20 protein-coding genes are annotated in these 22,698 nt (G+C 44.5%); 5 read left to right on the top strand and 15 right to left on the bottom strand.

Features of this window, described 5'->3' with window-relative positions:
• Positions 1 to 176: 176 nt before the first annotated feature.
• The 3 genes from CSV67_RS02400 to proC all read left to right on the top strand — a co-directional run bounded on the left by CSV67_RS02400 (position 177) and on the right by proC (position 3,549).
• Positions 177 to 1,316, top strand: coding sequence for an SPFH domain-containing protein (locus tag CSV67_RS02400; RefSeq protein WP_099630042.1), 1,140 nt, complete (start codon positions 177 to 179; stop codon positions 1,314 to 1,316).
• Positions 1,317 to 1,326: 10 nt separating this feature from the next.
• Complete coding sequence (locus CSV67_RS02405; protein ID WP_099630043.1) at positions 1,327 to 2,433, top strand: TFIIB-type zinc ribbon-containing protein; 1,107 nt, start codon at positions 1,327 to 1,329, stop codon at positions 2,431 to 2,433.
• A gap of 306 nt (positions 2,434 to 2,739) precedes the next feature.
• Positions 2,740 to 3,549, top strand: a complete 810-nt coding sequence (gene proC / locus CSV67_RS02410; protein WP_099630044.1) for a pyrroline-5-carboxylate reductase — start codon at positions 2,740 to 2,742, stop codon at positions 3,547 to 3,549.
• 444 nt (positions 3,550 to 3,993) lie between these two features.
• On the opposite strand, the gene rnz is transcribed toward proC, so the two are convergent.
• From rnz to mce, 6 genes are all read right to left on the bottom strand, one after another.
• A complete protein-coding gene (gene rnz / locus CSV67_RS02415) occupies positions 3,994 to 4,941 on the bottom strand; it encodes a ribonuclease Z (protein WP_099630045.1) in 948 nt (315 codons plus the stop codon).
• 16 nt (positions 4,942 to 4,957) lie between these two features.
• Positions 4,958 to 6,148, bottom strand: coding sequence for a DNA polymerase IV (locus CSV67_RS02420; protein WP_099630046.1), 1,191 nt, complete (start codon positions 6,146 to 6,148; stop codon positions 4,958 to 4,960).
• Between the two features lie 108 nt (positions 6,149 to 6,256).
• A complete protein-coding gene (locus CSV67_RS02425; RefSeq protein ID WP_199173113.1) occupies positions 6,257 to 6,721 on the bottom strand; it encodes a chemotaxis protein CheW in 465 nt (154 codons plus the stop codon).
• A gap of 36 nt (positions 6,722 to 6,757) precedes the next feature.
• Complete coding sequence (locus CSV67_RS02430) at positions 6,758 to 7,882, bottom strand: M20/M25/M40 family metallo-hydrolase (RefSeq protein WP_099630047.1); 1,125 nt, start codon at positions 7,880 to 7,882, stop codon at positions 6,758 to 6,760.
• Between the two features lie 18 nt (positions 7,883 to 7,900).
• Positions 7,901 to 9,448, bottom strand: coding sequence for an acyl-CoA carboxylase subunit beta (locus CSV67_RS02435; protein WP_099630048.1), 1,548 nt, complete (start codon positions 9,446 to 9,448; stop codon positions 7,901 to 7,903).
• Entirely contained in the window at positions 9,449 to 9,859 is a 411-nt protein-coding gene (gene mce, locus CSV67_RS02440) for a methylmalonyl-CoA epimerase (protein ID WP_099630049.1), read from the bottom strand.
• Between the two features lie 123 nt (positions 9,860 to 9,982).
• On the opposite strand from mce, the gene prli42 reads away from it, so the two are divergent.
• The gene (prli42, locus tag CSV67_RS16605) at positions 9,983 to 10,078 is read left to right on the top strand and encodes a stressosome-associated protein Prli42 (RefSeq protein ID WP_155979530.1); all 96 of its coding nucleotides are present in this window, start codon (positions 9,983 to 9,985) and stop codon (positions 10,076 to 10,078) included.
• Between the two features lie 231 nt (positions 10,079 to 10,309).
• On the opposite strand, the gene CSV67_RS02445 is transcribed toward prli42, so the two are convergent.
• The 9 genes from CSV67_RS02445 to CSV67_RS02485 all read right to left on the bottom strand — a co-directional run bounded on the left by CSV67_RS02445 (position 10,310) and on the right by CSV67_RS02485 (position 22,233).
• Positions 10,310 to 10,750: a BrxA/BrxB family bacilliredoxin gene (locus tag CSV67_RS02445; RefSeq protein ID WP_099628904.1), complete on the bottom strand. Its 441-nt coding sequence runs from the start codon at positions 10,748 to 10,750 to the stop codon at positions 10,310 to 10,312.
• Positions 10,751 to 10,867: 117 nt separating this feature from the next.
• Positions 10,868 to 11,917 (bottom strand): methylmalonyl Co-A mutase-associated GTPase MeaB, encoded by a 1,050-nt coding sequence (gene meaB, locus CSV67_RS02450; protein WP_099630335.1) that lies wholly within the window; start codon positions 11,915 to 11,917, stop codon positions 10,868 to 10,870.
• A 32-nt stretch (positions 11,918 to 11,949) separates the two neighbouring features.
• Positions 11,950 to 14,106 (bottom strand): methylmalonyl-CoA mutase, encoded by a 2,157-nt coding sequence (gene scpA, locus CSV67_RS02455; protein ID WP_099630050.1) that lies wholly within the window; start codon positions 14,104 to 14,106, stop codon positions 11,950 to 11,952.
• Positions 14,099 to 15,772, bottom strand: coding sequence for a methylmalonyl-CoA mutase family protein (locus CSV67_RS02460; RefSeq protein ID WP_158232869.1), 1,674 nt, complete (start codon positions 15,770 to 15,772; stop codon positions 14,099 to 14,101). Before CSV67_RS02460 ends, scpA begins: the two co-directional genes overlap by 8 nt.
• Positions 15,773 to 16,274: 502 nt before the next feature.
• Positions 16,275 to 17,591, bottom strand: coding sequence for a dihydrolipoamide acetyltransferase family protein (locus tag CSV67_RS02465; RefSeq protein WP_099630052.1), 1,317 nt, complete (start codon positions 17,589 to 17,591; stop codon positions 16,275 to 16,277).
• An 18-nt stretch (positions 17,592 to 17,609) separates the two neighbouring features.
• Positions 17,610 to 18,593, bottom strand: coding sequence for an alpha-ketoacid dehydrogenase subunit beta (locus CSV67_RS02470; RefSeq protein ID WP_099630053.1), 984 nt, complete (start codon positions 18,591 to 18,593; stop codon positions 17,610 to 17,612).
• Entirely contained in the window at positions 18,593 to 19,597 is a 1,005-nt protein-coding gene (locus tag CSV67_RS02475) for a thiamine pyrophosphate-dependent dehydrogenase E1 component subunit alpha (protein ID WP_099630054.1), read from the bottom strand. The genes CSV67_RS02470 and CSV67_RS02475 overlap by 1 nt, the downstream gene beginning before the upstream one ends.
• Before the next feature lie 13 nt (positions 19,598 to 19,610).
• Positions 19,611 to 21,038, bottom strand: coding sequence for a dihydrolipoyl dehydrogenase (gene lpdA, locus CSV67_RS02480; RefSeq protein WP_099630055.1), 1,428 nt, complete (start codon positions 21,036 to 21,038; stop codon positions 19,611 to 19,613).
• A 100-nt stretch (positions 21,039 to 21,138) separates the two neighbouring features.
• Positions 21,139 to 22,233, bottom strand: a complete 1,095-nt coding sequence (locus CSV67_RS02485) for a Leu/Phe/Val dehydrogenase (protein ID WP_099630056.1) — start codon at positions 22,231 to 22,233, stop codon at positions 21,139 to 21,141.
• Positions 22,234 to 22,444: 211 nt separating this feature from the next.
• On the opposite strand from CSV67_RS02485, the gene CSV67_RS02490 reads away from it, so the two are divergent.
• Positions 22,445 to 22,687, top strand: coding sequence for a DUF2627 domain-containing protein (locus CSV67_RS02490; protein ID WP_099630057.1), 243 nt, complete (start codon positions 22,445 to 22,447; stop codon positions 22,685 to 22,687).
• The last annotated feature ends 11 nt before the right edge of the window (positions 22,688 to 22,698 follow it).

Here is a 22,698-nt window from a genome sequence, read left to right on the forward strand (position 1 = left end):
GTAAATGAATGACTGTTCAGTCTATTGTACTCTTTATTTCCATGTGCGTCACGTCTTGATTGTTCATTTACCGAAAGATTTTTCATCTTAAATGAAACCATTTTGTCTATTCTTCGTATGGTATACTACAAGAAATCGCACGATGTACATAATGATGTCGAGTTGGAGGGATAACAATGGGATTTTTTAATCTATTTAAAAACCAATTTATCGAAGTAATCGAGTGGCAAGCACAGGATGCCAATACGTTAGTTTATCAGTTCCCCGTGCATAATAATGAAATTAAAATGGGGGCAGAGCTGACGGTTAGGGAGTCGCAAGTCGCGGTCTTCGTCAATGAAGGGGAAATTGCGGACGTATTTGGACCAGGACGCCATATTTTGTATACACAGAATATGCCCATCCTGACGAAATTGAAATCGTGGAAATACGGCTTTGATTCACCATTTAAAGCGGAAGTATATTTCATCAATACAAAACAATTCATCAATCAAAAATGGGGCACTTCGAACCCCATTATGATGCGTGACCCAGATTTCGGCATGATCCGTCTTCGTGGTTACGGAATTTATTCGTATCGTGTATCAGATCCTACAGTATTTTTGCGGGAACTATTTGGAACGAACAGTTCATATGACACGAATTCCGTTGAAGGTCATCTAAAGAAAATGATCATTTCTGGATTGTCCGATTTATTCGCAGAGTCTCAAATACCTGCGCTTGATCTATCGATGCATTACGACGAATTAAGCGAAAAAGGAAAAGAGAAGATGATGTCTCGTTTTGCTGCATTCGGATTCGAGATCACATCACTCTATATCGAAAATTTGTCGCTACCAAAAGAAGTAGAAGAAGCGATGGACAAACGTACCTCTATGGGCGTGCTCGGCAATATGCAGCAATACCAGCAATATCAGGTGGCTGAAGCGATGCGCGATGCAGCACAGAACGAAGGCGGCATGGCGGGCGCAGGTGTCGGTATGGGGGCTGGTATGAGCATGGGTCAAGTCATGGCAAGTGCGATGAATCAGAACCAACAGCAGCAACCTCAAGCACAAGTTGCAACGAAATCCTGTCCGCATTGTCAGGCTACGATCAACGCTGATGCCAAGTTCTGCGGTCAATGCGGAAAATCAGTTGAAACGGATAAAGTACCATGCGTTAAATGTGAAACTATGATTCCAAAAGACGCGAAGTTCTGCAGTCACTGCGGTACATCTCAAGTCACCGAGAAAAAATGTCCCGCTTGCTCACATGCCAATCTGCCAGGCGCGAAATTCTGCGCAGAATGTGGTGAGACGTTAGACGAGAAGTGAGGGATGGACATTGACTTCATTTGATAGACAACACACAGTCGTAGAAGATACTGAAAATATCAAATGCCCTTCTTGTGGCGGCAACACGGAATATCATCCGGAAACACGCGGCTTAAAATGTCCTTTTTGTAGTCACGAAATGCCGATCGAAGCAACGTTCAACCATCATGTGGAACTGAATTTCGAGGAAGTTGGAAATAATCTTCAACATCTATGGAATGAAGAGAAACGTGTTTTTTCCTGCAGCAGTTGTGGAGCAGAATCCATATTGGACGCACATATCGTCGCGGATTTCTGTTCGTTTTGCGGATCTTCTCACATATCGGTTACGAATCACGATGCCGGTGTACAACCGGGGTTATTGATTCCGTTTCAAGTTTCCGAGGAACAGGCGCAAACGAAGTTCAAGGACTGGATCAAAGGGCACTTCTTCGCACCGAACGCATTGAAGAGAAATTATCGAATGAATAAAATATCCGGCGCTTATTTACCTTACTGGACGTATGATAGTCAGACACAGTCACACTATGTCGTACGTGTCGGGAATTACTATTATGTCACCGAAACACGGACGGTCTATGAGGATGGTAAGGCGAGACAAGTGACCGAGCAAGTGCAAAAAATTCGTTGGCATCAGGAAAGCGGTAATTATCGTGAATTCTTTGATGATGTTCTAATCAAAGCGTCTAGCACAGTCGAACCGAAACTATTGCAAAAAGTACAACCTTTCCAATTAACGAGTCTGACCGATTATAAAGTGGAATATATGTCCGGCTTCCTAGCTGAACGCTATTCTGTTTCCTTACAACAAGGATTTGAGCAGGCAAAAGACGTGATGACCAGAGGAATCGTCAACGGGATCGAAGGCAGCGTTGCCGGAGATATCGTACAAGTGGTCAATGTCTCGACAGATTATACCGAAATTACATACAAACATATTTTATTGCCGATTTGGATTTCCTCCTTTCATTTCAAGGAAAAAGTCTATCAATTCATCGTCAATGGACAAACGGGGAAAGTATCCGGAAATTATCCTGTGAGCGCGATGAAAATCGTTTCATTGGTCGTCTCGATTCTGGTCGTTTTATTCATCATCTACTTATTCGTCGGCAGCTAACGGCAATTTGACATTTTATTTAGTACGTGACATAATCATGGAAATAGTATGAAACGGGCATTGAGGAAGATCAGTAGACGGGTGACGGATAGCAGAGAGCATGGCCGAGGCTGCAAGTCATGTATCCCACTCCCCTTTGAACCTCCTTCCGAGCTGTCGTGGAAACACGACCGTACCTTCTGCGATAAAGAAGACTTGAAGTTGTGCTGTCGTAAACAGCAAATTTAGGTGGCACCGCGGAAACCGAGCGTTTTCGTCCTGAAACATAGGACGGGAGCGTTTTTTATTTTGGGGAGGATGTTAGACATGGAAAAGATTTTATTTGTAGGCGCCGGTCAAATGGCAGAAGCAATTATTGCGGGAATTATTAAGAAACGAGTCATATATGAAGACAATGTCTATGTCATGAATCGTTCAGACGCAGAACGTTTAGATGAACTGGAGGCGCGTTACGGTATTACGAAAGTATGTGAAGATCGAGATTTCATTAAAAAAGTCGACTTAGTAGTGCTCGCAACAAAGCCGAAAGATGTAGAGAACGTGATGGATGATATTGCACCTTACCTTGGGGAAAATACGACGGTTCTCTCCGTCATCGCTGGGATTTCCATCGATACATTTGAGAGTGGTCTCGGCAAACGCCCGATTGCGCGCTCGATGCCAAATACATCTGCGACAATTGGAAAATCAGCAAGCGGGATTGCGTTTAATGATGCGGTTTCAGACAGAATGCAACAATCCATTTTGAGCTTGCTGAGTGCAATCGGTATTGTTAAAGTCGTCGACGAAGATGATTTGCATGCGGTCACAGCCCTTTCAGGTAGCGGCCCTGCGTATATCTACTATTTAGTGGAGGCAATGGAAGAAGCTGCGGTAGCGCGAGGCCTAGATGCAGCGGCTGCACGTGAATTGATTGTTCAAACAATCTACGGTGCTGCATCGATGTTGAAGAAAACGGGCGAAGAGCCAAGTATTTTACGCGAAAATGTAACGAGCCCAGGCGGAACTACAGCAGCCGGTTTGCGATCGCTAGAAGACCACAACTTCAAGACCATTATTTCAGATTGCTTGATCAGCGCGGAAAACCGTTCACGTCAATTAGGTGCTATGAAATAATATAGGAATACGACGCTCGGGGAAATGATTTCCCCTGAGCGTCTTTTTTAATTGGCGGAACCCGGATCGTTATGAGCGGTTGCAGGGCTGGATAGAGCGCCTAAGCTTCCTGATAGAGCAGTTATGAGGCATGATAGAGCGCTTAGGCTTCTTGATAGAGCGCTTATGAGACCCGATAGAGCGCCTAAGCTTCTTGATAGAGCGCTTGTGAGACCCGATAGAGCGCCCAGGCTTCCTGATAGAGCGCTTGTGAGACCTGATAGAGCGCCTAAGCTTCTTGATAGAGCACTTATGAGACCCGATAGAGCGCCCGACCGGCTTTATAGAGCGAATACGCAGCAACATAGAGCCCTTCGTTCCCTTTGCGCCTATTAACGCATTCACAACAATCAAAAAAGGCCGATCACAAAAAGTCACTGGCATGGCGACTTCTTGGATAGCCCTTTAATTTTTCGCTAGCTTTATTAATTCTCCATGTTTCCACTGATAACGCGTAAAATCATCTGCAATCGAAATCGCCTCAAATACTTCGGTACCTTCAGCTAAGAATGCCGGCATTTCACTTGGCATGAAACGTGCGCTTATATGGTTGGCAATAAGGTTTTTCGCATTCGCTTCCTTCGCGATGGTTGCTGCTTCGACAATTGTTGAATGACCGAATTCTTTTGCGCCTGCTGCATACTCATCCGTGAACGTCGCTTCGTGAATCAAAATATCGGCGTCTCGTGCCAGTTCAACCGATGCTTGGCAGTACGATGTATCCCCAATGACCGTAATGACGAAGCCTTTCTTCTTATCTGTCGTAACGTCTCGACTGTAGACTGTTTGCCCATTCTCGAGCTCTACGTCAAAACCGTCTTTCAACCGTTGCAACAGCGGGCCTTTCGGAACGCCTTGCTCCATCGCTTTGTCGATCAATAATGTACCTGGTAACTCTTTCTGTTCAATACGGAAGCCAAAACTTTGAATGACGTGTTGGACTTCTTTGGCATAGACTTTGAATTCATCTGTCTCGAGAATCAAGCCGTCATGAATTTCATGCACATTCAACTTGTATGGCAAGTACGTTCCTGTCAATTGATACGTATGCTGTAGCCACTCTTTTAAGCCTGCGGGACCGTAAATATCAACCGAATCATCTCCACCTAAAAATGCTCGTGAGCTAAGGAATCCCGGTAATCCGAAAATATGGTCTCCATGCAAATGCGTGATGAAGATTTTCGTAATCTTCTTCGGCTTGATCGCGCTGTGTAGCAATTGATGCTGTGTCGCTTCGCCACAATCGAATAGCCAGTTTTCCTTATTTTCATCTGTCAAATCCAGAACGAGTGCGGATGTATTGCGCTGTTTTGATGGCATCCCTGCACCTGTCCCGAGAAATTCTATATCCACATCCATTGCCTCCTGCCTATTTCTTCGTACATCCTTTTTTAATAATACCATCTCCGAAACGCTGCGTCAGACTCGACATCAATTGATCCATTTCGTATTCCTTTTGTTGCTGCTCAAAATTATCGAATGTCAGTTGCTTGACCATTTCAGATCGTTCTATGACATTCGCCGCTGTAATGCCTAGCAAGCGAATGGGCTCGTAATCCCAATGTTGCTGGAATAATTGAATGGCTACTTCTGTAATATCTTCCTCAAGATAGATGGCTTGTTGGAGCGTTCTACTTCTTGTGGTATTTTGCCAGTCGGCATAGCGCATTTGAATACTGATAGTCATTCCGGCTAACCGTTTCGTTTCCAGTCGTGCCGCTACTCGTTTCGCAAGCCGTTCAAAAATCGGAATACAATCTTCTAGTTCTGTTAGATCAACAGGCAACGTAGTAGAACTACCGATGCTTTTACGTTCTTCCGCACTTTCGGGATCAACGGGTCGTGTATCGATTCCGTTTGCCCGTTGTTTAAGGCGCAAGCCATTTTTGCCAAGCAATGCTTCCAACGTGATTTTTTCGGCAGTAGCCAAGTCACCTATCGTTTTAATAGCTTTACTATGCAATTTCTCTTCCGTCCGTTTGCCAATGCCATGCATTTCAATGACGGGTAACGGCCACAACAGGTTCGGCACTTCGCGTTTACGTAAAATGGTAATACCCATTGGTTTTTTTAAATCAGATGCTGTTTTAGCAAGGAATTTATTCGGTGCAATTCCAATCGAACAAGGTAGATCCAGTTCTGCTAAAATTCGCATTTGAATTTCTCGTGCCAAGTCATACGCACGTGTCAATCCACCAATATCGGTCGTATCGATATACGCTTCATCAATGGAAACAGGTTCGACCCATTCGGTATAGCTTCGCAAAATATCAAAAACCGAATTTGACATTTGTCTGTATAAGTCATGCCTTGGCGGAACGATCGTTAAATGCGGACAGAGTCGTTTAGCTTCTCCTACCGTCATCGTCGTGTAAACGCCAAATGCCCTTGCCTCATATGAACAGGTTACGAGAATTCCTCTGCGTTCTTTCGGGTTGCCCGCGACCGCCAGAGGGATTCCTTTTAATGAAGGATTCGCAGCTTGTTCAACTGAGGCAAAGAAGCTGTTCATATCAAGATGCATAATGACTCGTGGATTAGAGATGATCGGACCCGTCATATCAACACCTATCTTTCCCAGGAAATAATTATGTAATAGGAAAAAGCGGCAAACCGACTTCAGTCTGCCACTCTTTCCATTTTATCAAATGTATGTTCTTTTTGCCTACTAATTTGATTGCTGTTGTTCTTTCATATAACTAGAGATTTCATCCATGCCGTGGAGTGAATCCGTCATGATATTCGGATCGATGACAGTCACTACACGGTCGTCTAGATTCGCTACTGTTACGAAGTAAGGCGTTTTGGAATACGCTTTTAACGCAGTAGATGTTAACCGTTCTTCTGGCAATTCAAGGATTTCTTTTGCATCTAGCACGAGTAAACCAACTTCCAACTGATCCGTTTTCACGACCACTACATGGGATTCAATATCTCGTGGTGTCGCCTGATGATACAGGATCTGACTTAAATCCAGTATAGGCACTAGCTCGCCACGGGATTTCATCAGCCCAAGTAAATACGTTGGAAGGTGAGGAATCGGTGTGACGTACTCCAGTTTCTCGATGGATATCACCGATTCAACAGGAAGTGCATATTCTTCATTGCCTGTACGCACAATCACAGTTTGCATAGTTATACCTTCTTTCAAGGCTCTTTGTTGAGACTGTTACACTGTGTGGATTGCCTGACCGACAATCTCAAGTACTAATTCCGTCAGCTTTTCCAGCTCTTTTACCGGCATGCGTTCGTTTTTCGTATGAATCTCTTCATACCCAACAGACAATGTCACAGTAGGAACGCCCATACCGTTGAAGACGTTGCCGTCACTTCCGCCACCGCTCGTCATGATCTTCGGCTCACGTCCTACGTTGCGGATTGACTTCATCGCGACTTGCACGACTTCTTCGTCATCTCCAATTGAGAAACCAGGATACATGAGTTCTGTTGTCGTCTCAGCTTTGCCACCTAAAGATTTAGAAGTCGTAGCAAATTTCTCGACCATTAAGTCGATTTGTTTCTTCATTTTATCAGGATTGATTGAACGAACTTCCGATAAAATGAAAGCCTCTTCACAAACGATATTCGTTGCTTTACCGCCTTCAAAACGACCGATATTCGCAGTCGTCTCTTCATCTATTCGGCCAAGTTTCATGCCCGAAATAGATTTAGCGGCGAGTGTGATCGCAGAAATTCCTTTTTCAGGGGCAACGCCGGCGTGAGCCGTTTTCCCATAGATGGTTGTCCATAATTTTGATTGGTAAGGGGCCGCTGTAACAATACCGCCTACTTCCCCGTCGCTATCGATCGCGAAGCCATACTTCGCTTGTAGGTGGTCAGGATTCATCGCTTTCGCGCCTACTAATCCACTTTCTTCACCAGCAGTAATAATGAACTGGATCGGACCATGCGGCTTGTCTGACTCTTGGATCACTTTCGCCATCTCAAGTAAAGCCGCAATTCCTGCTTTATCGTCGGCACCTAAAATCGTCGTGCCGTCACTGTAGATATAGCCATCTTCTTTGACGATTGGCTGAATGGATCGTCCTGGAACTACCGTATCCATATGACATGTGAAGAAGATCGGATCCGCGTCAGCTACTGTACTTGGCAAGTTGGCAATTAAATTGCCCGCTCCATGTCCTGTCTTCTCCGCTGTATCATCTTCCGTTACGTCAAAACCCAGTTCCTGCAATTTTTTCGTAAGAATATCTGCAATATTTCGTTCGTTTTTAGTTTCAGAATCAATTTTTACTAACTCCAAAAATTCTTGAAGTAATCGTTGTGTATTCAAGATGAAAGACTCCTTTGATTATAGAGGTATGTTGCCGTGCTTTTTCTTCGGACGATCTTCGTGCTTATTGCGCATCATTTCAAGTCCTTGAAGCAATTTAATACGCGTTTCGCGTGGGTCAATGACATCGTCGATCATGCCGTGTGAAGCGGCAACGTATGGATTCGCAAACTTTTCACGGTATTCTTCGATTTTTGCTGTACGAGTTGCTTCCGGGTTTTCACTGTTTGCGATATCGCGTGCGAAGATGATATTCGCCGCACCTTCAGCACCCATTACGGCTACTTCTGCGTTTGGCCAAGCGAAGACGAGGTCAGCACCGATTGATTTAGAGTTCAGGGCTACGTATGCACCACCAAAAGCTTTACGCAAGATTAGAGTGATTTTTGGTACAGTTGCTTCCGAGTATGCATACAAAATCTTCGCTCCGTGACGAATGATTCCACCGTGCTCTTGCTTGATTCCTAGGAAGAATCCTGTAACATCTTCAAATGTGATCAATGGAATATTGAATGAGTCACAAGTACGAATGAAACGTGCAATTTTATCAGAAGAGTTAATGTCTAGTCCACCCGCCATTACTTTTGGCTGGTTACAAACAAATCCAACTGTCTCACCTTTCATGCGCGCATAGCCAACTACCGCGTTCTTTGCGAATTCAGGCTGAATTTCGAAGAATGATCCTTCATCCACTACTTGCTCCAATACTTTTCGTACGTCATATGGACGAATTGTTTCGTAAGGTACTGTATCCGCTAAATCTGGACGATAATCATCTTGTTCTTCAAATGGCTGAACAGGTGTCTTTTCTGTGTTATTCTGTGGCAAATATGTCAATAATTCACGTGTTTTTTCCAATACTTCTTCTTCACTTGCCCCACGAAGATGCGCATTACCACTGATCGTGTTGTGAACTTTCGCGCCACCCAGATCTTCAGAAGTAATTTTCTCACCTGTAACCGTTTCAATTACTTTTGGTCCTGTGATGAACATCTGGCTCGTTTTATCCGTCATAATGACGAAATCTGTGATCGCTGGCGAATACACCGCGCCACCTGCACAAGGCCCGAGGATAACAGAAATTTGTGGAATGACTCCGGAATAGATCGCGTTACGGTAGAAAATTTCACCGTAGCCGTCAAGAGATAATACACCTTCCTGGATACGTGCGCCACCTGAATCGTTAAGACCGATGAATGGAGCACCGTTTTTCGCAGCCAAATCCATCACATTGGCAATTTTCATTGCGTGCATTTCACCTAGCGCTCCACCAAATACGGTGAAGTCTTGAGAGAATAAATAGACAGAACGTCCGTGGATTTTACCGTAACCGGTTACAACACCGTCTCCAGGTCCTTCTAGCTTGTCCATGCCGAAATCACGTGTACGATGAACAACGAATGGATTCAACTCTACGAAAGTACCTTCATCAAGTAGTATGTCAATACGCTCACGTGCAGTAAGTTTACCTTTTTCGTGTTGCTTCATGATTCGCTCATCGCCGCCACCCAACTCGATTTCGCGTTTCTTATCGTACAGTTCATTAATTTTATCGTAAATGTTCATCTAGTTTTCCCCCTTGGTCTTTTCACATAATTCATAGAGCACGCCGTACGATGATTTGGGATGCAGAAATGCCACTTCTGCTCCACCAGCACCTGGTTTAGGTTGATCTGAAAGTAGTTGAACGCCCTTCTCTTCCAATTCCTTCATTCTTGAACGAATATCCGTTACACCAAAAGCGATATGGTGAACCCCTTCACCGCGTTTTTCAATAAACTTCGCAATGGGACTTGTCTCCGTCATCGGTTCAAGTAACTCGATCTTGACGTTATGTGCATCAATGAACGCCACTTTAACCCCTTGGCTAGCAACTTCTTCAATAGCTATAACTGTCAATCCGAGTGTATCTATGTAATAATTAACTGATTCATCTATACTTTTTACAGCAATCCCTATATGATCTACCTTGTTCATAGCACATTCCCCTTTTACTATGTTTCTACTATATGAACACATACCAGCCATTCCAGTTGTGAAAATCCTTATTTCTGTTAAAATAGAATTAAACCCATTCCAACGTGTAAGGAGCTTTGCTGCATGAGTAATAAAAAAATTCAAAAAACAGTGGTCTACTTGATGATCGTCGCCATGATCGCATCTACTATGGTCATGGGTCTCAGCATGTTCTTATAATGTAAATGACAGTTCGCATATGAAAATATGCGAACTGTTTTTTATTGCCTTCTAGCTTCAGGACCCCAAGCGTCTGTCGAGACTAGACGGCGCATTCCGCTTTAGTAACATCTAGCTACATGCGCCAGTCTCTCGGATCGCTTCGGTCCTGATTCAAAAGGCAAGTTCGGCCTTTTGCTTCAGGACCTCCAGCGTCTGTCGAGACTAGACGGCGCATTCCGCTTTAGTTTATTACAGTTCTTCGCAGTGCTCTTCAAATTGTTCCTGAAGATTCACGACAACTGACATCGGGTCATGTCCTTCGATTTCAAAACGTCCTACTTCACCAATTAGTTTGCCGTCTTTTAGCAAAGCGAATGATGGAGAAGATGGAATGTGATCTTCACCGAAGTGCATACGTGCTTGTGCAGTTGCTTCTTTATCTTGTCCAGCAAATACTGTTACCAAGTGGTCCGGACGCTTGTCATAATGTACTGCGTGTGCAGCTGCTGGACGAGCGATTCCGCCAGCGCATCCACAAACGGAGTTAACCATGACTAATGTCGTACCAGGTTGCTTGAATGCTTCCTCTACGTCCTCAGGTGTTTTCAACTGCTTGTAGCCGCTCGCTTCCATTTCGGATCTCGCTTGGTTCGTCATATCGTTCATGTAAAAATCAAAGTTCATAGTCATTTTACAATATCTCCTCTCTCATACTCTATAATTGTGATGGTCTCTTCAGTTTCGCTTTAACACTTCCCTGGTACTAATTAGACTATCCTCTTCAATCATAGCATATCCCTACAGGAATTAAGAAGAAAACAATCGGTCAATTGCTCCAGTTACAGTTAAATGACCGTCGAGCAATTCTTCCTCAAGTGCCTTCACCTGCGTTTTTCGTCCTTGCTCCGAGAAAAATGAATCAATCAAGTGATCACGGATCATCGCATGGAACCAATCGCGTGTCTGATGCTGACGTCTTGTGTCCCAATGATTCTTATCTTTCATTTCTTTCTCAAACTCCAAAACCGTTTCCCATACCGCTTCCAAGCCGGTCTTTTCTATAGAAGAAACCGGTTGTACTCTGGACGTCCATTCAGGCGAAGCAGGTTGCAGCATGTGCATAATTCGTGTATATTCACGCACCGTTTTCTTGACTAGCGGTTTATTAGCACCGTCATTCTTATGCACGACAATACCATCCGTCAGTTCCATGATGCCCTTTTTCATTCCTTGTAGTTCGTCACCAGCACCAGTCAGCACTAGCAATAAGAAATAATCGACCATTCCACGTACAATCGTTTCGCCTTGGCCAACCCCTACGGTTTCAATCAAAATGACGTCGTATCCTGCCGCTTCACAAAGTAGCATCGTTTCGCGAGATTTCTTATGCACACCACCAAGAGTACCAGCTGACGGAGATGGACGGATAAACGCATTCTTATGCCGCGCCAACTCCTCCATACGGGTCTTGTCTCCTAAAATACTCCCGCCAGTCAACGTTGAGCTCGGGTCAATCGCGAGCACCGCCACTTTATGGCCCATATCCGCAAGCATTAGACCGAACGCCTCGATAAACGTACTTTTCCCTGCACCCGGAACACCTGTAATACCAATTCGGATACAGTTGCCCGTTTTCGGCAGAAGGCTAGTCAACACTTCCTGACCGACCTTCTTATCGCTAGGCTTTGTACTTTCAAGCAACGTTATACCACGCGCTAAATACAAGCGAGAACCATTTTCTATTTCCTGTTGCAATACATCCAAGTTTTTATGAGATGGATCTTTTTTAACAAAGCGTTTACGTGAAGAGGCAACAAATCCGTCATGTGTGGATTCTATTCCGCGCATCACATGCATGGCTGATTCATCTCGTCCGTTTTGTTTTTCTGTCAACCCGTCACTTCCTCATAGCCGAGCTGTCGGTAAATTTCCTCAATGACTTTTTGAGCCGCCACTGGAATGACTGTACCCGGACCAAAGATTGCAGCTGCACCATTCTTGCGCAAGAAATCGTAATCTTGTGCAGGAATCACGCCACCTACTACGACTAAAATATCTTCACGATTGATTTTCTTTAACTCTTCACGCAATGTGGGCACCAATGTTTTATGACCTGCCGCCAGTGAACTTACCCCAATGACATGCACATCATTTTCCGCCGCCTGCAAAGCTGTCTCTTCAGGTGTCTGGAATAAAGGACCGATATCCACGTCGAAGCCCAAATCAGCGAATGAAGATGCGATGACTTTCGCTCCACGGTCATGTCCGTCCTGACCCATCTTCGCAACTAAAATACGTGGACGACGCCCTTCATTTTCCAAGAACTCATCTGTCATATCTTTCACTTCTTGAATCTCTTCTTCATTTGAGAAGTTTGAGCTATATACACCACTCACTGAACGGATCACCGCCTTATGTCTACCGGATACCGATTCAATCGCATCCGAAATCTCACCGATTGTTGCGCGCGCTCTTGCGGCGTCAACTGCCAAGGCAAGCAAGTTCCCTTCGCCACTCTTAGCCGCTTCCGTGATTGCTGTAAGAGTAGCTTGAACTACATTCTCATCACGCTTGTCTTTCATATCGTGGATGCGGTCAATTTGCTTCTGACGTACCATCGTATTGTCGATATCCAGAATATCTATCGCATCTTCGGTATCCAAACGATACTTATTGACGCCGACAATCGTTTCCGCTTTCGAATCGATTTTCGCCTGGCGCTTAGCCGCTGCTTCTTCAATTTTCATTTTCGGCAAGCCTGTTTCAATCGCTTCTGCCATGCCACCAAGTGATTCGATTTCACCAATTAATTCCCATGCTTTCTCCATTAACTCTTCTGTTAATTTTTCTACATAGTATGAACCGCCCCAAGGATCAATCACTTTCGTCATCATCGTCTCTTCTTGTAAGAACAATTGTGTATTCCGTGCAATACGAGCCGAGAAATCTGTCGGTAACGCGATCGCTTCATCCAATGCGTTGGTGTGTAGTGATTGCGTGTGACCCATGGATGATGCATTTGCTTCAACTAATGTGCGGGTTACGTTGTTAAATGGATCTTGCTCCGTCAAACTCCAGCCTGACGTTTGGGAGTGCGTACGTAATGCAAGTGTCTTTGGGTTCTTCGGTTCAAACGACTGCATCATCTGCGCCCAGATCTTCCGTGCCGCCCTCATTTTCGCTATTTCCATATAGTAGTTCATACCGATCGCCCAGAAGAAGGACAACCGAGGTGCGAATGAATCGATATCGATACCCGCCTTCAAACCTGTACGAACATATTCCAAACCATCAGCAAGTGTATACGCAAGCTCGATATCCGCAGTCGCGCCCGCTTCTTGCATGTGATAACCCGAGATGGAAATCGAGTTGAATTTCGGCATATTTTCAGACGTGTACGAGAAAATATCCGCAATGATTCGCATCGACATCGCCGGTGGGAAGATATACGTGTTCCGAACCATATACTCTTTCAAAATATCATTCTGAATCGTACCAGAAAGTTTCTCAGGACGTACACCGGACTCTTCAGCCGCTACGATATAAAATGCCATAATCGGCAATACCGCACCATTCATTGTCATCGATACCGACATTTGATCGAGAGGAATACCCGCGAATAAAATCTTCATATCTTCAATGGAGTCAATCGCAACCCCCGCTTTCCCTACGTCACCTGTTACACGCGGATGATCGGAGTCGTAACCGCGGTGAGTCGCAAGGTCGAACGCTACTGAAAGTCCTTTTTGCCCCATCGCCAAGTTCCGTCGGTAAAATGCGTTACTCTCTTCCGCTGTAGAAAATCCAGCATACTGACGAACTGTCCAAGGACGCGCTACGTACATCGTCGGATACGGTCCACGCGTGTTCGGCGCGATGCCTGGGAAGTCTTTCAAATGCTCCGTGTTTTCAATATCTTTTGCTGTATAGATGGGCGCTACATCGATTCCTTCATTCGTTAAAAAATTCTCTTTTGACGATGTTTGCTGTGAGAGTTCATTGAGTGATTGCTCTATATTCACTTTACGGAAATCGGGTTTACTCAACGGAACGGCCTCCTTTAGTTTGCATAATAATAGTATTCAGCTTGTCAATCTTATCCTGTCCCGCGAAAATGAAACCATTCAATCCATTGGCAAGCCACTGATCTGCAGTTTCTGATGGATATTTACCCGCTGTATCGATTGGACAATTTCCTTTATAGGAAGCCAAGAAGTTTGTTACGACTTCTTCTGTATCCGCAACCGATGCACAAATTACTGCATAATCCGGCTGTTGTTCCTCGATCCAACTGAGCGCTTGATCGTTTGACTCGAAAGAAGGACTCCATATCGCTTCGATACCGCCAACTGCCAAGAATCCACTGACGAAATCCGCACGAGGTTTATAATCTTTCAATGCACCAAAGTTAAGCAATACCGTTTTCGGCAACTCTTCTTGTTGTTTGGATCGAATATTTTCAAAAGGCTCTGACAGGCGTTTGGATACCGTGACGGTTGATTCATTCGCATAATTCACATCTGTCAATTCCGCGTAGACATTCGTGCCGATCAACGTCTTCTTACCCGTCGCCATTTCTTTCTGACGTTGCGCATATAGTTTGCTCAATTCACCAGACTGCAAAAATGCTTGATAACCGCCATTCTCATCAATCTCTAAGAACTTCTCCCATGATTTACGAATTAATTCTGCCGTCAATGATTCGATGAAGTATGAACCGCCTGCGGGATCTAGAACTTGATCAATATGCGTTTCTTCCTTCAAAATCAATTGAATATTTCGTGCGTAACGATTCGAGCTTGGAGACGTTCCAGTCAATACATCATGCGGTAATACAGTCAGCCAATCCGCTCCGCCTAAAATAGCCGAGAATGCCGCATTGCCGCCACGTAGTAAGTTTACATACGGATCAAGTTTTGAGTATGAACGCAGTGAAGTAATTCCTAGCAAAGGCACTTGCTTCGCGTTTTCCACGCCATATGCTTCATTGAATAATTTCCATAATACACGAAACGCACGGAACTTCGCGATTTCCATGAAGAAGTGTGTATCAGCAGCAAATCGTACATAGAAGTCGTTTGTAAATTCTTCAAACGAAGTGGCTTCTTCCGCCAGTTCGGCTGCGATCGAAAGTGATAGCGCGAGTTCAGTTACCGCGTCAGCCCCTTCATGATGCGCTGTCCATAAATCGGCACCCTTTGTACGGACTCCCGGAAATCCTTCGAGTACTAACGGAACCGCACTGATACAAATTCCTGTAACGTCTTTGCGTTCTGTTTCTTCTATATACGTAAAGGCTTGTAAAATCGGATCATCGCTTTGCACTTCTGTGAATAAAATTGGATAGCGCGTAATCAGTTCAGCTACTTGCTTAATGTCCTCTTCAGCCCACACTAAAGGCTTCAGTCCGTTGTAAGCGATTGCTTCATTGCCCCGTGCCAAAGATTCTTTCATTTGCTCTACGAACTGTTCCCCATTTGTTGCACTAACAGGTTGTGCAACAGTCCAGCCAAATGCAGGCTTTGTGACGCGTGAAATTTCCAATTGATCCAGATCCTCTTTGGTATAAAGAGGTTTAAGTTCAATACCCTCAATTGTTTTTGTGTACAACGAGTCAAAAGGTTTTCCTTTTAGAGATAAAACAGCCGCTTCTTTCCATTCAGTAAAGTTTGGGGCTGTAAATGTAAATGTTTTCATGTTATGTATCGGCATAATGGTGCTCCTTCCCCTTTTTAAAACCATTAATAATTCTAGTGTACCGTAGATTACATTATGAAGGAAGAGGAAAATCAGAAGTTTCCGTCTAGTTACATTATAAGCATACGAATTTATGACTTTTATACATGAGTGTAGATTTTAGCTTAGTGAACTGGATACGAGGAAAAGGGATAAATAACTGATAGCCCATTCGTTTGCGCTCATTAATTCGTGTACGTGATCATACCTCTTCTGTAACCGCTCTTCACTTCCCAGACGCGCTCATACTCCACACTATCGCTCTATCCTCCACTGTTTGCGCTCATAAAGTTTATCTAACCGCTCATAAAGCGAAATTTCCTCACTAGATAGTACAATTGGACTGGTAACAAGCAAGCCAGCCTGAACGCATCCCGAGCCAGTGCTTCAATCCGAAACTATAAACCACTGCACGTACTTATTGCCCATCAAAATCAAAAAAACAACCCCCAAAACTAAGTATGGAGGTTGCCGAATCTTAATATAACGAAGTCTTATCTTTAGCCATGCCTTCCAACAGCTCTTTCACACGTGCGAGGAAACGTCCACAAACGAGTCCGTCCAGCACGCGGTGATCAAGCGATAGACAGAGGTTGACCATGTCGCGTGCAGCCATCATGCCATTGTCCATAATTACTGGGCGCTTGACGATCGACTCCACCTGCAAAATAGCAGCTTGCGGATAATTGATAATTCCCATCGACTGAACCGAACCAAATGAACCAGTATTGTTCACCGTGAACGTACCACCTTGCATCTCTGTCGATTTCAGCTTACCATTTCGCACTTTTCCAGCTAACTCATGAATTTCTCGGCCAATGCCTTTGATCGTCTTTTCATCTGTTCCTCTGATGACAGGGACATATAACGCATCATCCGTAGCCACTGCAATCGAGATGTTGATGTCTTTTTTCATTACAATCGTATCGCCTGCCCACATTGAGTTCATTTCAGGATATTCCTTCAAGGCTTGTGAAATAGCTTTAATAAAGAAGGCAAAATACGTCAAATTGAATCCTTCTTTTTCTTTAAATTCCTTTTTGACGCTATCACGCAATAGGACAAGTTCCGTTACATCTACTTCTATCATCATCCAAGCGTGTGGCGCTTCGGTTACAGAACGCACCATGTTGTTCGCGATCGCTCGACGTACACTCGTTACCGGAATTTCGATATCACCGTTTTCGCGTTTCACATGTGACGAGACAGCTTGTTCAGGTACCGTCTGTTCCGAGGGAGCCACTTGTGGTTTGGATTGTTCTTCAACCACAACGTCCAGTGATCCCTTTTGCGACTGGGCTCCGCCACTTTCAATGAATGCTTGGATATCTTTTCGCGTAATACGTCCTTCGCGTCCCGTGCCACTTACTTGAGACAAGTCAATGCCATGTTCCCGAGACATCTTCAACACAGCAGGAGAAAATCGGCCCGCTGCCTTACCGCCCGTTACAGTTCGCGTCTTTGCTTTTGGTGCTTCCACTTGCTTGTCAACAGGCTTTGCAGCTGGTGTTTCTACCGTGGGTGCTGACACGTGTACGGGTTCTTCCGCGTCGCCTTCAATTTCAATCAAACAAACCGTTTCGCCCACTTCAATCGTATCGCCTTCTTTTGCGATGATTTCTTTAATTATTCCAGAGAATGAAGACGGAACTTCCGCTGTGACTTTATCGGTTGTCACTTCCGCAAGTGAATCATATTTAGCTACCGTATCCCCGGGAGCGACGAGCCATTTTTCGATAGTTCCTTCGGTTACACTCTCACCCAGTTTCGGCATAGTAATTTTTTCGATGCCCATTTCCTTACGCCTCCTTAGTTAAAATTCCGCTAAATCCCTTGCTGCCTTTTCAATCTTTTCAGGATTCATCATAAAGAACTTTTCCATAGAAGGGGCATAAGGCATGGCAGGTACGTCGGGTCCTGCTAATCGTTTGATTGGCGCATCCAATTCAAATAAACAATTTTCTGCAATGATAGCAGAAACTTCACTCATGATGCTGCCTTCTAGGTTATCTTCTGTCACCAATAGAACTTTTCCTGTTTTCGAAGCAGCTTCAATGATCGCCTCTTTATCTAACGGATAGACCGTACGTAGATCCAAAACATGGACAGAAATATCATCTTCAGCTAATCGTTCCGCAGCTTGCAGTGCGAAATGTACACACAAACCATACGTGATAATCGTGATATCTTCCCCGTCACGCTTCACATCCGCTTTACCGATTGGCAATACATACTCATCGTCTGGAACTTCCCCTTTGATCAACCGATATGCGCGCTTATGCTCAAAGAATAACACGGGATCTTCATCACGCACTGCCGCTTTTAGCAAACCTTTTGCGTCGTAAGGAGTGGATGGGATGACAATTTTCAAGCCAGGAGTCGAAGCAAACATTGATTCAACGGACTGTGAATGATATAAAGCTCCGTGAACGCCACCACCAAAAGGAGCGCGAATGACGACAGGACATGAAAAATCATTATTTGAACGGTAACGGATTTTCGCCGCTTCCGAGACGATTTGATTGACCGCTGGCATAATAAAATCGGCAAACTGCATTTCAGCAATCGGACGCATACCATACATCGCTGCACCAATCGCTACACCCGCAATTGCGGACTCGGCGAGAGGCGTATCGAGCGAACGGTATTCACCGAACTGATCATATAGACCGGTTGTTGCCTTAAACACGCCACCTTTACGGCCGACATCTTCTCCAAGTACGAATACTTGGTCGTCGCGTTCCATTTCTTCTTTCATTGCCAGGTTGATCGCATCTATAAATGAACGAACGGCCATTATGCGTCGCCTCCCTTTTCTTCATAGACGTAGCGCAATGCATGTTCAGGCTTCGCGTATTCCGCCTGTTCCGCATACTCTGTCGCTTCATCGACCTGCAGTTTTACACGTTCTTCTATTTCATCGTACTTTTCTTCCGTCAAGACTTTTACTTCTTTTAGATACTGAATAAATGACAATAACGGATCTTGTTTCCTTTCGTCTTCAAGCTCTTCTGCATCACGGTACTGGCGTTGATCATCATCTGAAGAGTGTGCAGTCAGTCGATAACATACCGCTTCAACTAATGTCGGACCTTCTCCGTTCCTAGCTCGGTCTGCCGCTTTTTTCACCACTTCATACACTGTCAGCGGATCTCTGCCGTCTACAGTGTAGCCTGGCATACCGTAACCGATTGCACGATCGGAGACATTCTCACATGCCATTTGTTTATCAAGAGGTACGGAGATTGCATATTTATTATTTTCCACCATAATCACTGTCGGTAATTTATGCACACCCGCAAAATTCATCCCTTCATGGAAGTCTCCCTGATTGGAAGAACCTTCTCCGAGAGTTACGAACGTAATAAAATCTTCTTTATTCATTTTTGCGGCTAATGCTACGCCGACAGCATGTGGTAATTGTGTCGTAACAGGTGAAGATCCTGTCAAAATACGATTCTTGCGTTGGCCAAAGTGACCTGGCATCTGCCGACCACCGGAGTTCGGGTCATCCGCCTTGGCGAAAGCCGATAACATCAAATCTTTCGGCGTCATACCAAAATGTAAGACCACTCCCATATCACGGTAGTACGGTGCGATCCAGTCCTTTTCGTTATTCAGAGCGAATGAAGCCCCTACCTGTGCCGCCTCCTGTCCTTGACAAGAGATGACGAACGGAATCTTCCCCGCACGGTTTAGTAACCACATTCTCTCATCTAAACGACGTGCCATCAGCATCGTCTCGTACATTTTCAATACATCTTCATCTGTCAAACCCAATTCAATATGCCGATTACTCATTCCACTTCCTCCTTTACATGTGAATGGCTAGCCCTTCAACCGCTAACGCCGCTTCACTGAACGCTTCAGATAATGTCGGGTGAGGATGAATTGCCGAGGATATTTCCCAAGGAATTGCATTCATTACCATCGCCAAGCCCGCCTCAGAAATCAGATCCGTCACGTGCGAACCCACCATATGGACACCGATAATATCATCCGTTTGCTGATCCACAATGACTTTCACGAAGCCATCCGCATGACCGTTAACTAAAGCTTTACCGTTTGCCTTGAATGGGAATTTGCCGATCTTTACGTCAAACCCTCGACCTTTTGCTTGTTGCTCAGTCACGCCAACTGCCGCAGTTTCTGGGTAAGAGTACACACAACGTGGTACTAGATCGTAATCAATCGGATCTAGCTGTTTTCCTATTATATGTTCGATTGCATGCAATCCTTCATGTTCTGCCACATGCGCCAATTGAAGTCCGCCAATTACATCACCGATTGCATAAATATGCTGGTCTTTTGTTTGAAAATGTTGATTCGTTTGAATGGAGCCCTTTTCGACTTGAATATCCGTGTTTTGTAAACCGATATCATCGATAACTGGCGCGCGTCCAACAGACACCAACATCTTCTCGCTCGTAATGGATTGTTCATCATCACCTAGTCTATAAGAAATCGTGACCTCACTGTCGTTCTTTTGTAATGACTCTGTCAACACTTCCGCACCTAATATAAACTTCACACCGCGTTTTTCGAGCGCTTTATGCATAGCCATAGCCACTTCATGATCTTCAGTTGCCAATATCTGCTCTAGACGATCCATGACTGTCACACCCACGCCGAAATCTACTAGCATAGAAGCCCACTCGATGCCGATCACACCGCCGCCAATAATCGTAATTGAAGATGGAAGCGCATTCATTAATAAAGCTCCGTCGGAAGTCATTACAGACTGTTCATCTACTTCAAGTCCAGGTAATGTTCTAGGTTTGGATCCGGTAGCAATCACGAGATTTTTTAGAATCAATATTTCATTCTCATTCCCATTATCCATTTCCACGGAAATAGTTCCAGGCATTGGAGAAAAAATAGAAGCTCCTAGTATTCTACCCGTCCCACGATAGACATCAATTTTACCTTTTTTCATCAAACCTTCAATGCCTGCATGCAATTGATCCACGATTTTACCTTTACGTTTTTGTACTTGTGAGAAATCCAATGAGACGTCACCTGTATTCACGCCGAATTCATTCGCTTCTTGACGTGTTACGCGGTAGACTTCTGCACTTTTTAGCATCGCTTTACTCGGGATACACCCACTATGCAAACACGTACCGCCAAGTTTGGATTTCTCTACAATTGCTGTCGTCAAACCTAATTGAGCCGCGCGAATGGCTGCTACATATCCACCAGTTCCGCCACCTAATATCACTACGTCATATTCTTTACTCAACGTAAAGGACTCCCTTCGCTAACAGTATTGAACTAAATTTAGACAGGCGAGTGTAGCGGTGGACAGCTCCCCTGCCTACCGCTATGACTCATCTGCTAGATTATTTATTTGAAATAATACTTTTTTCGTTGCGCAAAAATGTACTTCTTAATGCGCCAACTCTTGCAATGCGTTCTTCTGCCAAACGGTCTGCAGCCTGGTAGGATGGAATGCCGTCTCGTTTTGAGATAGCGAAAATCTTTAGGATTGTATCGTAAATACCTTCTACTCGCTTTAATGCACGTTCTTTATTGTAACCGATCAATTCGTCCGCTACATTGATGACGCCACCCGAGTTGATCACGTAATCTGGAGCGTAGACGATGCCCATTTCATGCAAGCGATCGCCATGTTCCGGATCCTTCAATTGGTTATTAGCAGAACCCGCAATGACTTTTACTTTCAATTGTGGAATCGTTTCATCGTTAATCACCGCACCAAGAGCACATGGAGCAAAGATGTCCGCTTCTTGTGAGTAAATTGCATCCGTCGCAACAGCTGTTGCCCCGAACGCCTCCACTGCACGCTGGACTGCCGCTTCATTGATATCCGTAACAATCATTTTTGCGCCTTCTTCATGCAAGTATTCGCAAAGTGTGTAGGCAACATTTCCAACACCTTGAACCGCAATGGTTTTACCTGCCAATGAATCATCGCCGAATGCTTCCTTCGCAGCGGCTTTCATTCCTTTATAGATACCGAGCGCAGTAACGGGGGAAGGGTTTCCTGACGTGCCTTCTCCTGAAGAGATACCCGTAACAAAATTTGTTTCTAAATGGATTAAGTCCATATCGTATTCAGTAGTCCCTACGTCTTCCGCTGTAATATAGCGTCCGTTTAGCCCCTCTATGTAACGACCCAATGCACGGAAAAGCTCATCGTTCTTATCCGTTTTCGGATCTCCGATTATAACCGTTTTTCCGCCACCAAGATTCAGTCCGGCTGCGGCGTTCTTATATGTCATCCCTTTAGCCAATCTCAATGCATCTTCAATCGCATGTTTTTCGCTAGCATACGTCCACATGCGGGCGCCACCAAGTGCCGGTCCAAGTGTCGTATCATGAATTGCGATAACCGCTTTCAATCCCGATGTCTTGTCATAACAAAGCACCAGTTGCTCATAGTCGTGATTTTCCATGTACGTAAACAATTCCATAAGTATCCCTCCAGGCTAGTAAAAGATTATAAAGATTCATGTGTATGGTACTGATTCTAAATTTCCCACGGCAAAAATGCAAATTTGACACATTTTGGATATTACTCCGCAGCAGGTTTTGTAAACAATCTACCTATATCGTACATGATGGCAGAGTCCTTGACAATCCATGACCACACGGTAAAATTAAATTGGTAAGGGGTTGAAGGATATGGTACGTCTTGCTGCGTTTATTGTACTGTTGATTCCAGGGATTGCAGCGGCTCTAGGAATAAAATTAATGCGTGATTCATTGTTCGGGCATCTTTTTTCGCCATTCCCATTCATTTGGATGCAATTTTTAGGCGGTTTTATACTATTTGCCGCAGGTCTTGGTTTCTTTGCAGGCTTTTTGTTACGCCGAGACCGCAGATCTGGACGGGTAGCTGACAGATTTAAAAAAGACTTGAAATAAAAGGGCCAAGG

It is taken from the genome of Sporosarcina sp. P2 (genome assembly GCF_002743255.1).
Lineage (GTDB): Bacteria > Bacillota > Bacilli > Bacillales_A > Planococcaceae > Sporosarcina.

Coding starts and splice junctions, on each gene's coding strand:
- CSV67_RS02400 (WP_099630042.1), top strand. CDS start 177: ATGGGATTTTTTAATCTATTTAAAAACCAATTTATCGAAGTAATCGAG.
- proC (WP_099630044.1), top strand. CDS start 2,740: ATGGAAAAGATTTTATTTGTAGGCGCCGGTCAAATGGCAGAAGCAATT.
- CSV67_RS02420 (WP_099630046.1), bottom strand. CDS start 6,148: ATGACGGGTCCGATCATCTCTAATCCACGAGTCATTATGCATCTTGAT.
- CSV67_RS02425 (WP_199173113.1), bottom strand. CDS start 6,721: ATGCAAACTGTGATTGTGCGTACAGGCAATGAAGAATATGCACTTCCT.
- CSV67_RS02435 (WP_099630048.1), bottom strand. CDS start 9,448: ATGAACATTTACGATAAAATTAATGAACTGTACGATAAGAAACGCGAA.
- mce (WP_099630049.1), bottom strand. CDS start 9,859: ATGAACAAGGTAGATCATATAGGGATTGCTGTAAAAAGTATAGATGAA.
- prli42 (WP_155979530.1), top strand. CDS start 9,983: ATGAGTAATAAAAAAATTCAAAAAACAGTGGTCTACTTGATGATCGTC.
- CSV67_RS02445 (WP_099628904.1), bottom strand. CDS start 10,750: ATGACTATGAACTTTGATTTTTACATGAACGATATGACGAACCAAGCG.
- meaB (WP_099630335.1), bottom strand. CDS start 11,917: ATGCATGTGATGCGCGGAATAGAATCCACACATGACGGATTTGTTGCC.
- CSV67_RS02460 (WP_158232869.1), bottom strand. CDS start 15,772: ATGCCGATACATAACATGAAAACATTTACATTTACAGCCCCAAACTTT.
- CSV67_RS02465 (WP_099630052.1), bottom strand. CDS start 17,591: ATGGGCATCGAAAAAATTACTATGCCGAAACTGGGTGAGAGTGTAACC.
- CSV67_RS02470 (WP_099630053.1), bottom strand. CDS start 18,593: ATGGCCGTTCGTTCATTTATAGATGCGATCAACCTGGCAATGAAAGAA.
- CSV67_RS02475 (WP_099630054.1), bottom strand. CDS start 19,597: ATGAGTAATCGGCATATTGAATTGGGTTTGACAGATGAAGATGTATTG.
- CSV67_RS02485 (WP_099630056.1), bottom strand. CDS start 22,233: ATGGAATTGTTTACGTACATGGAAAATCACGACTATGAGCAACTGGTG.
- CSV67_RS02490 (WP_099630057.1), top strand. CDS start 22,445: ATGGTACGTCTTGCTGCGTTTATTGTACTGTTGATTCCAGGGATTGCA.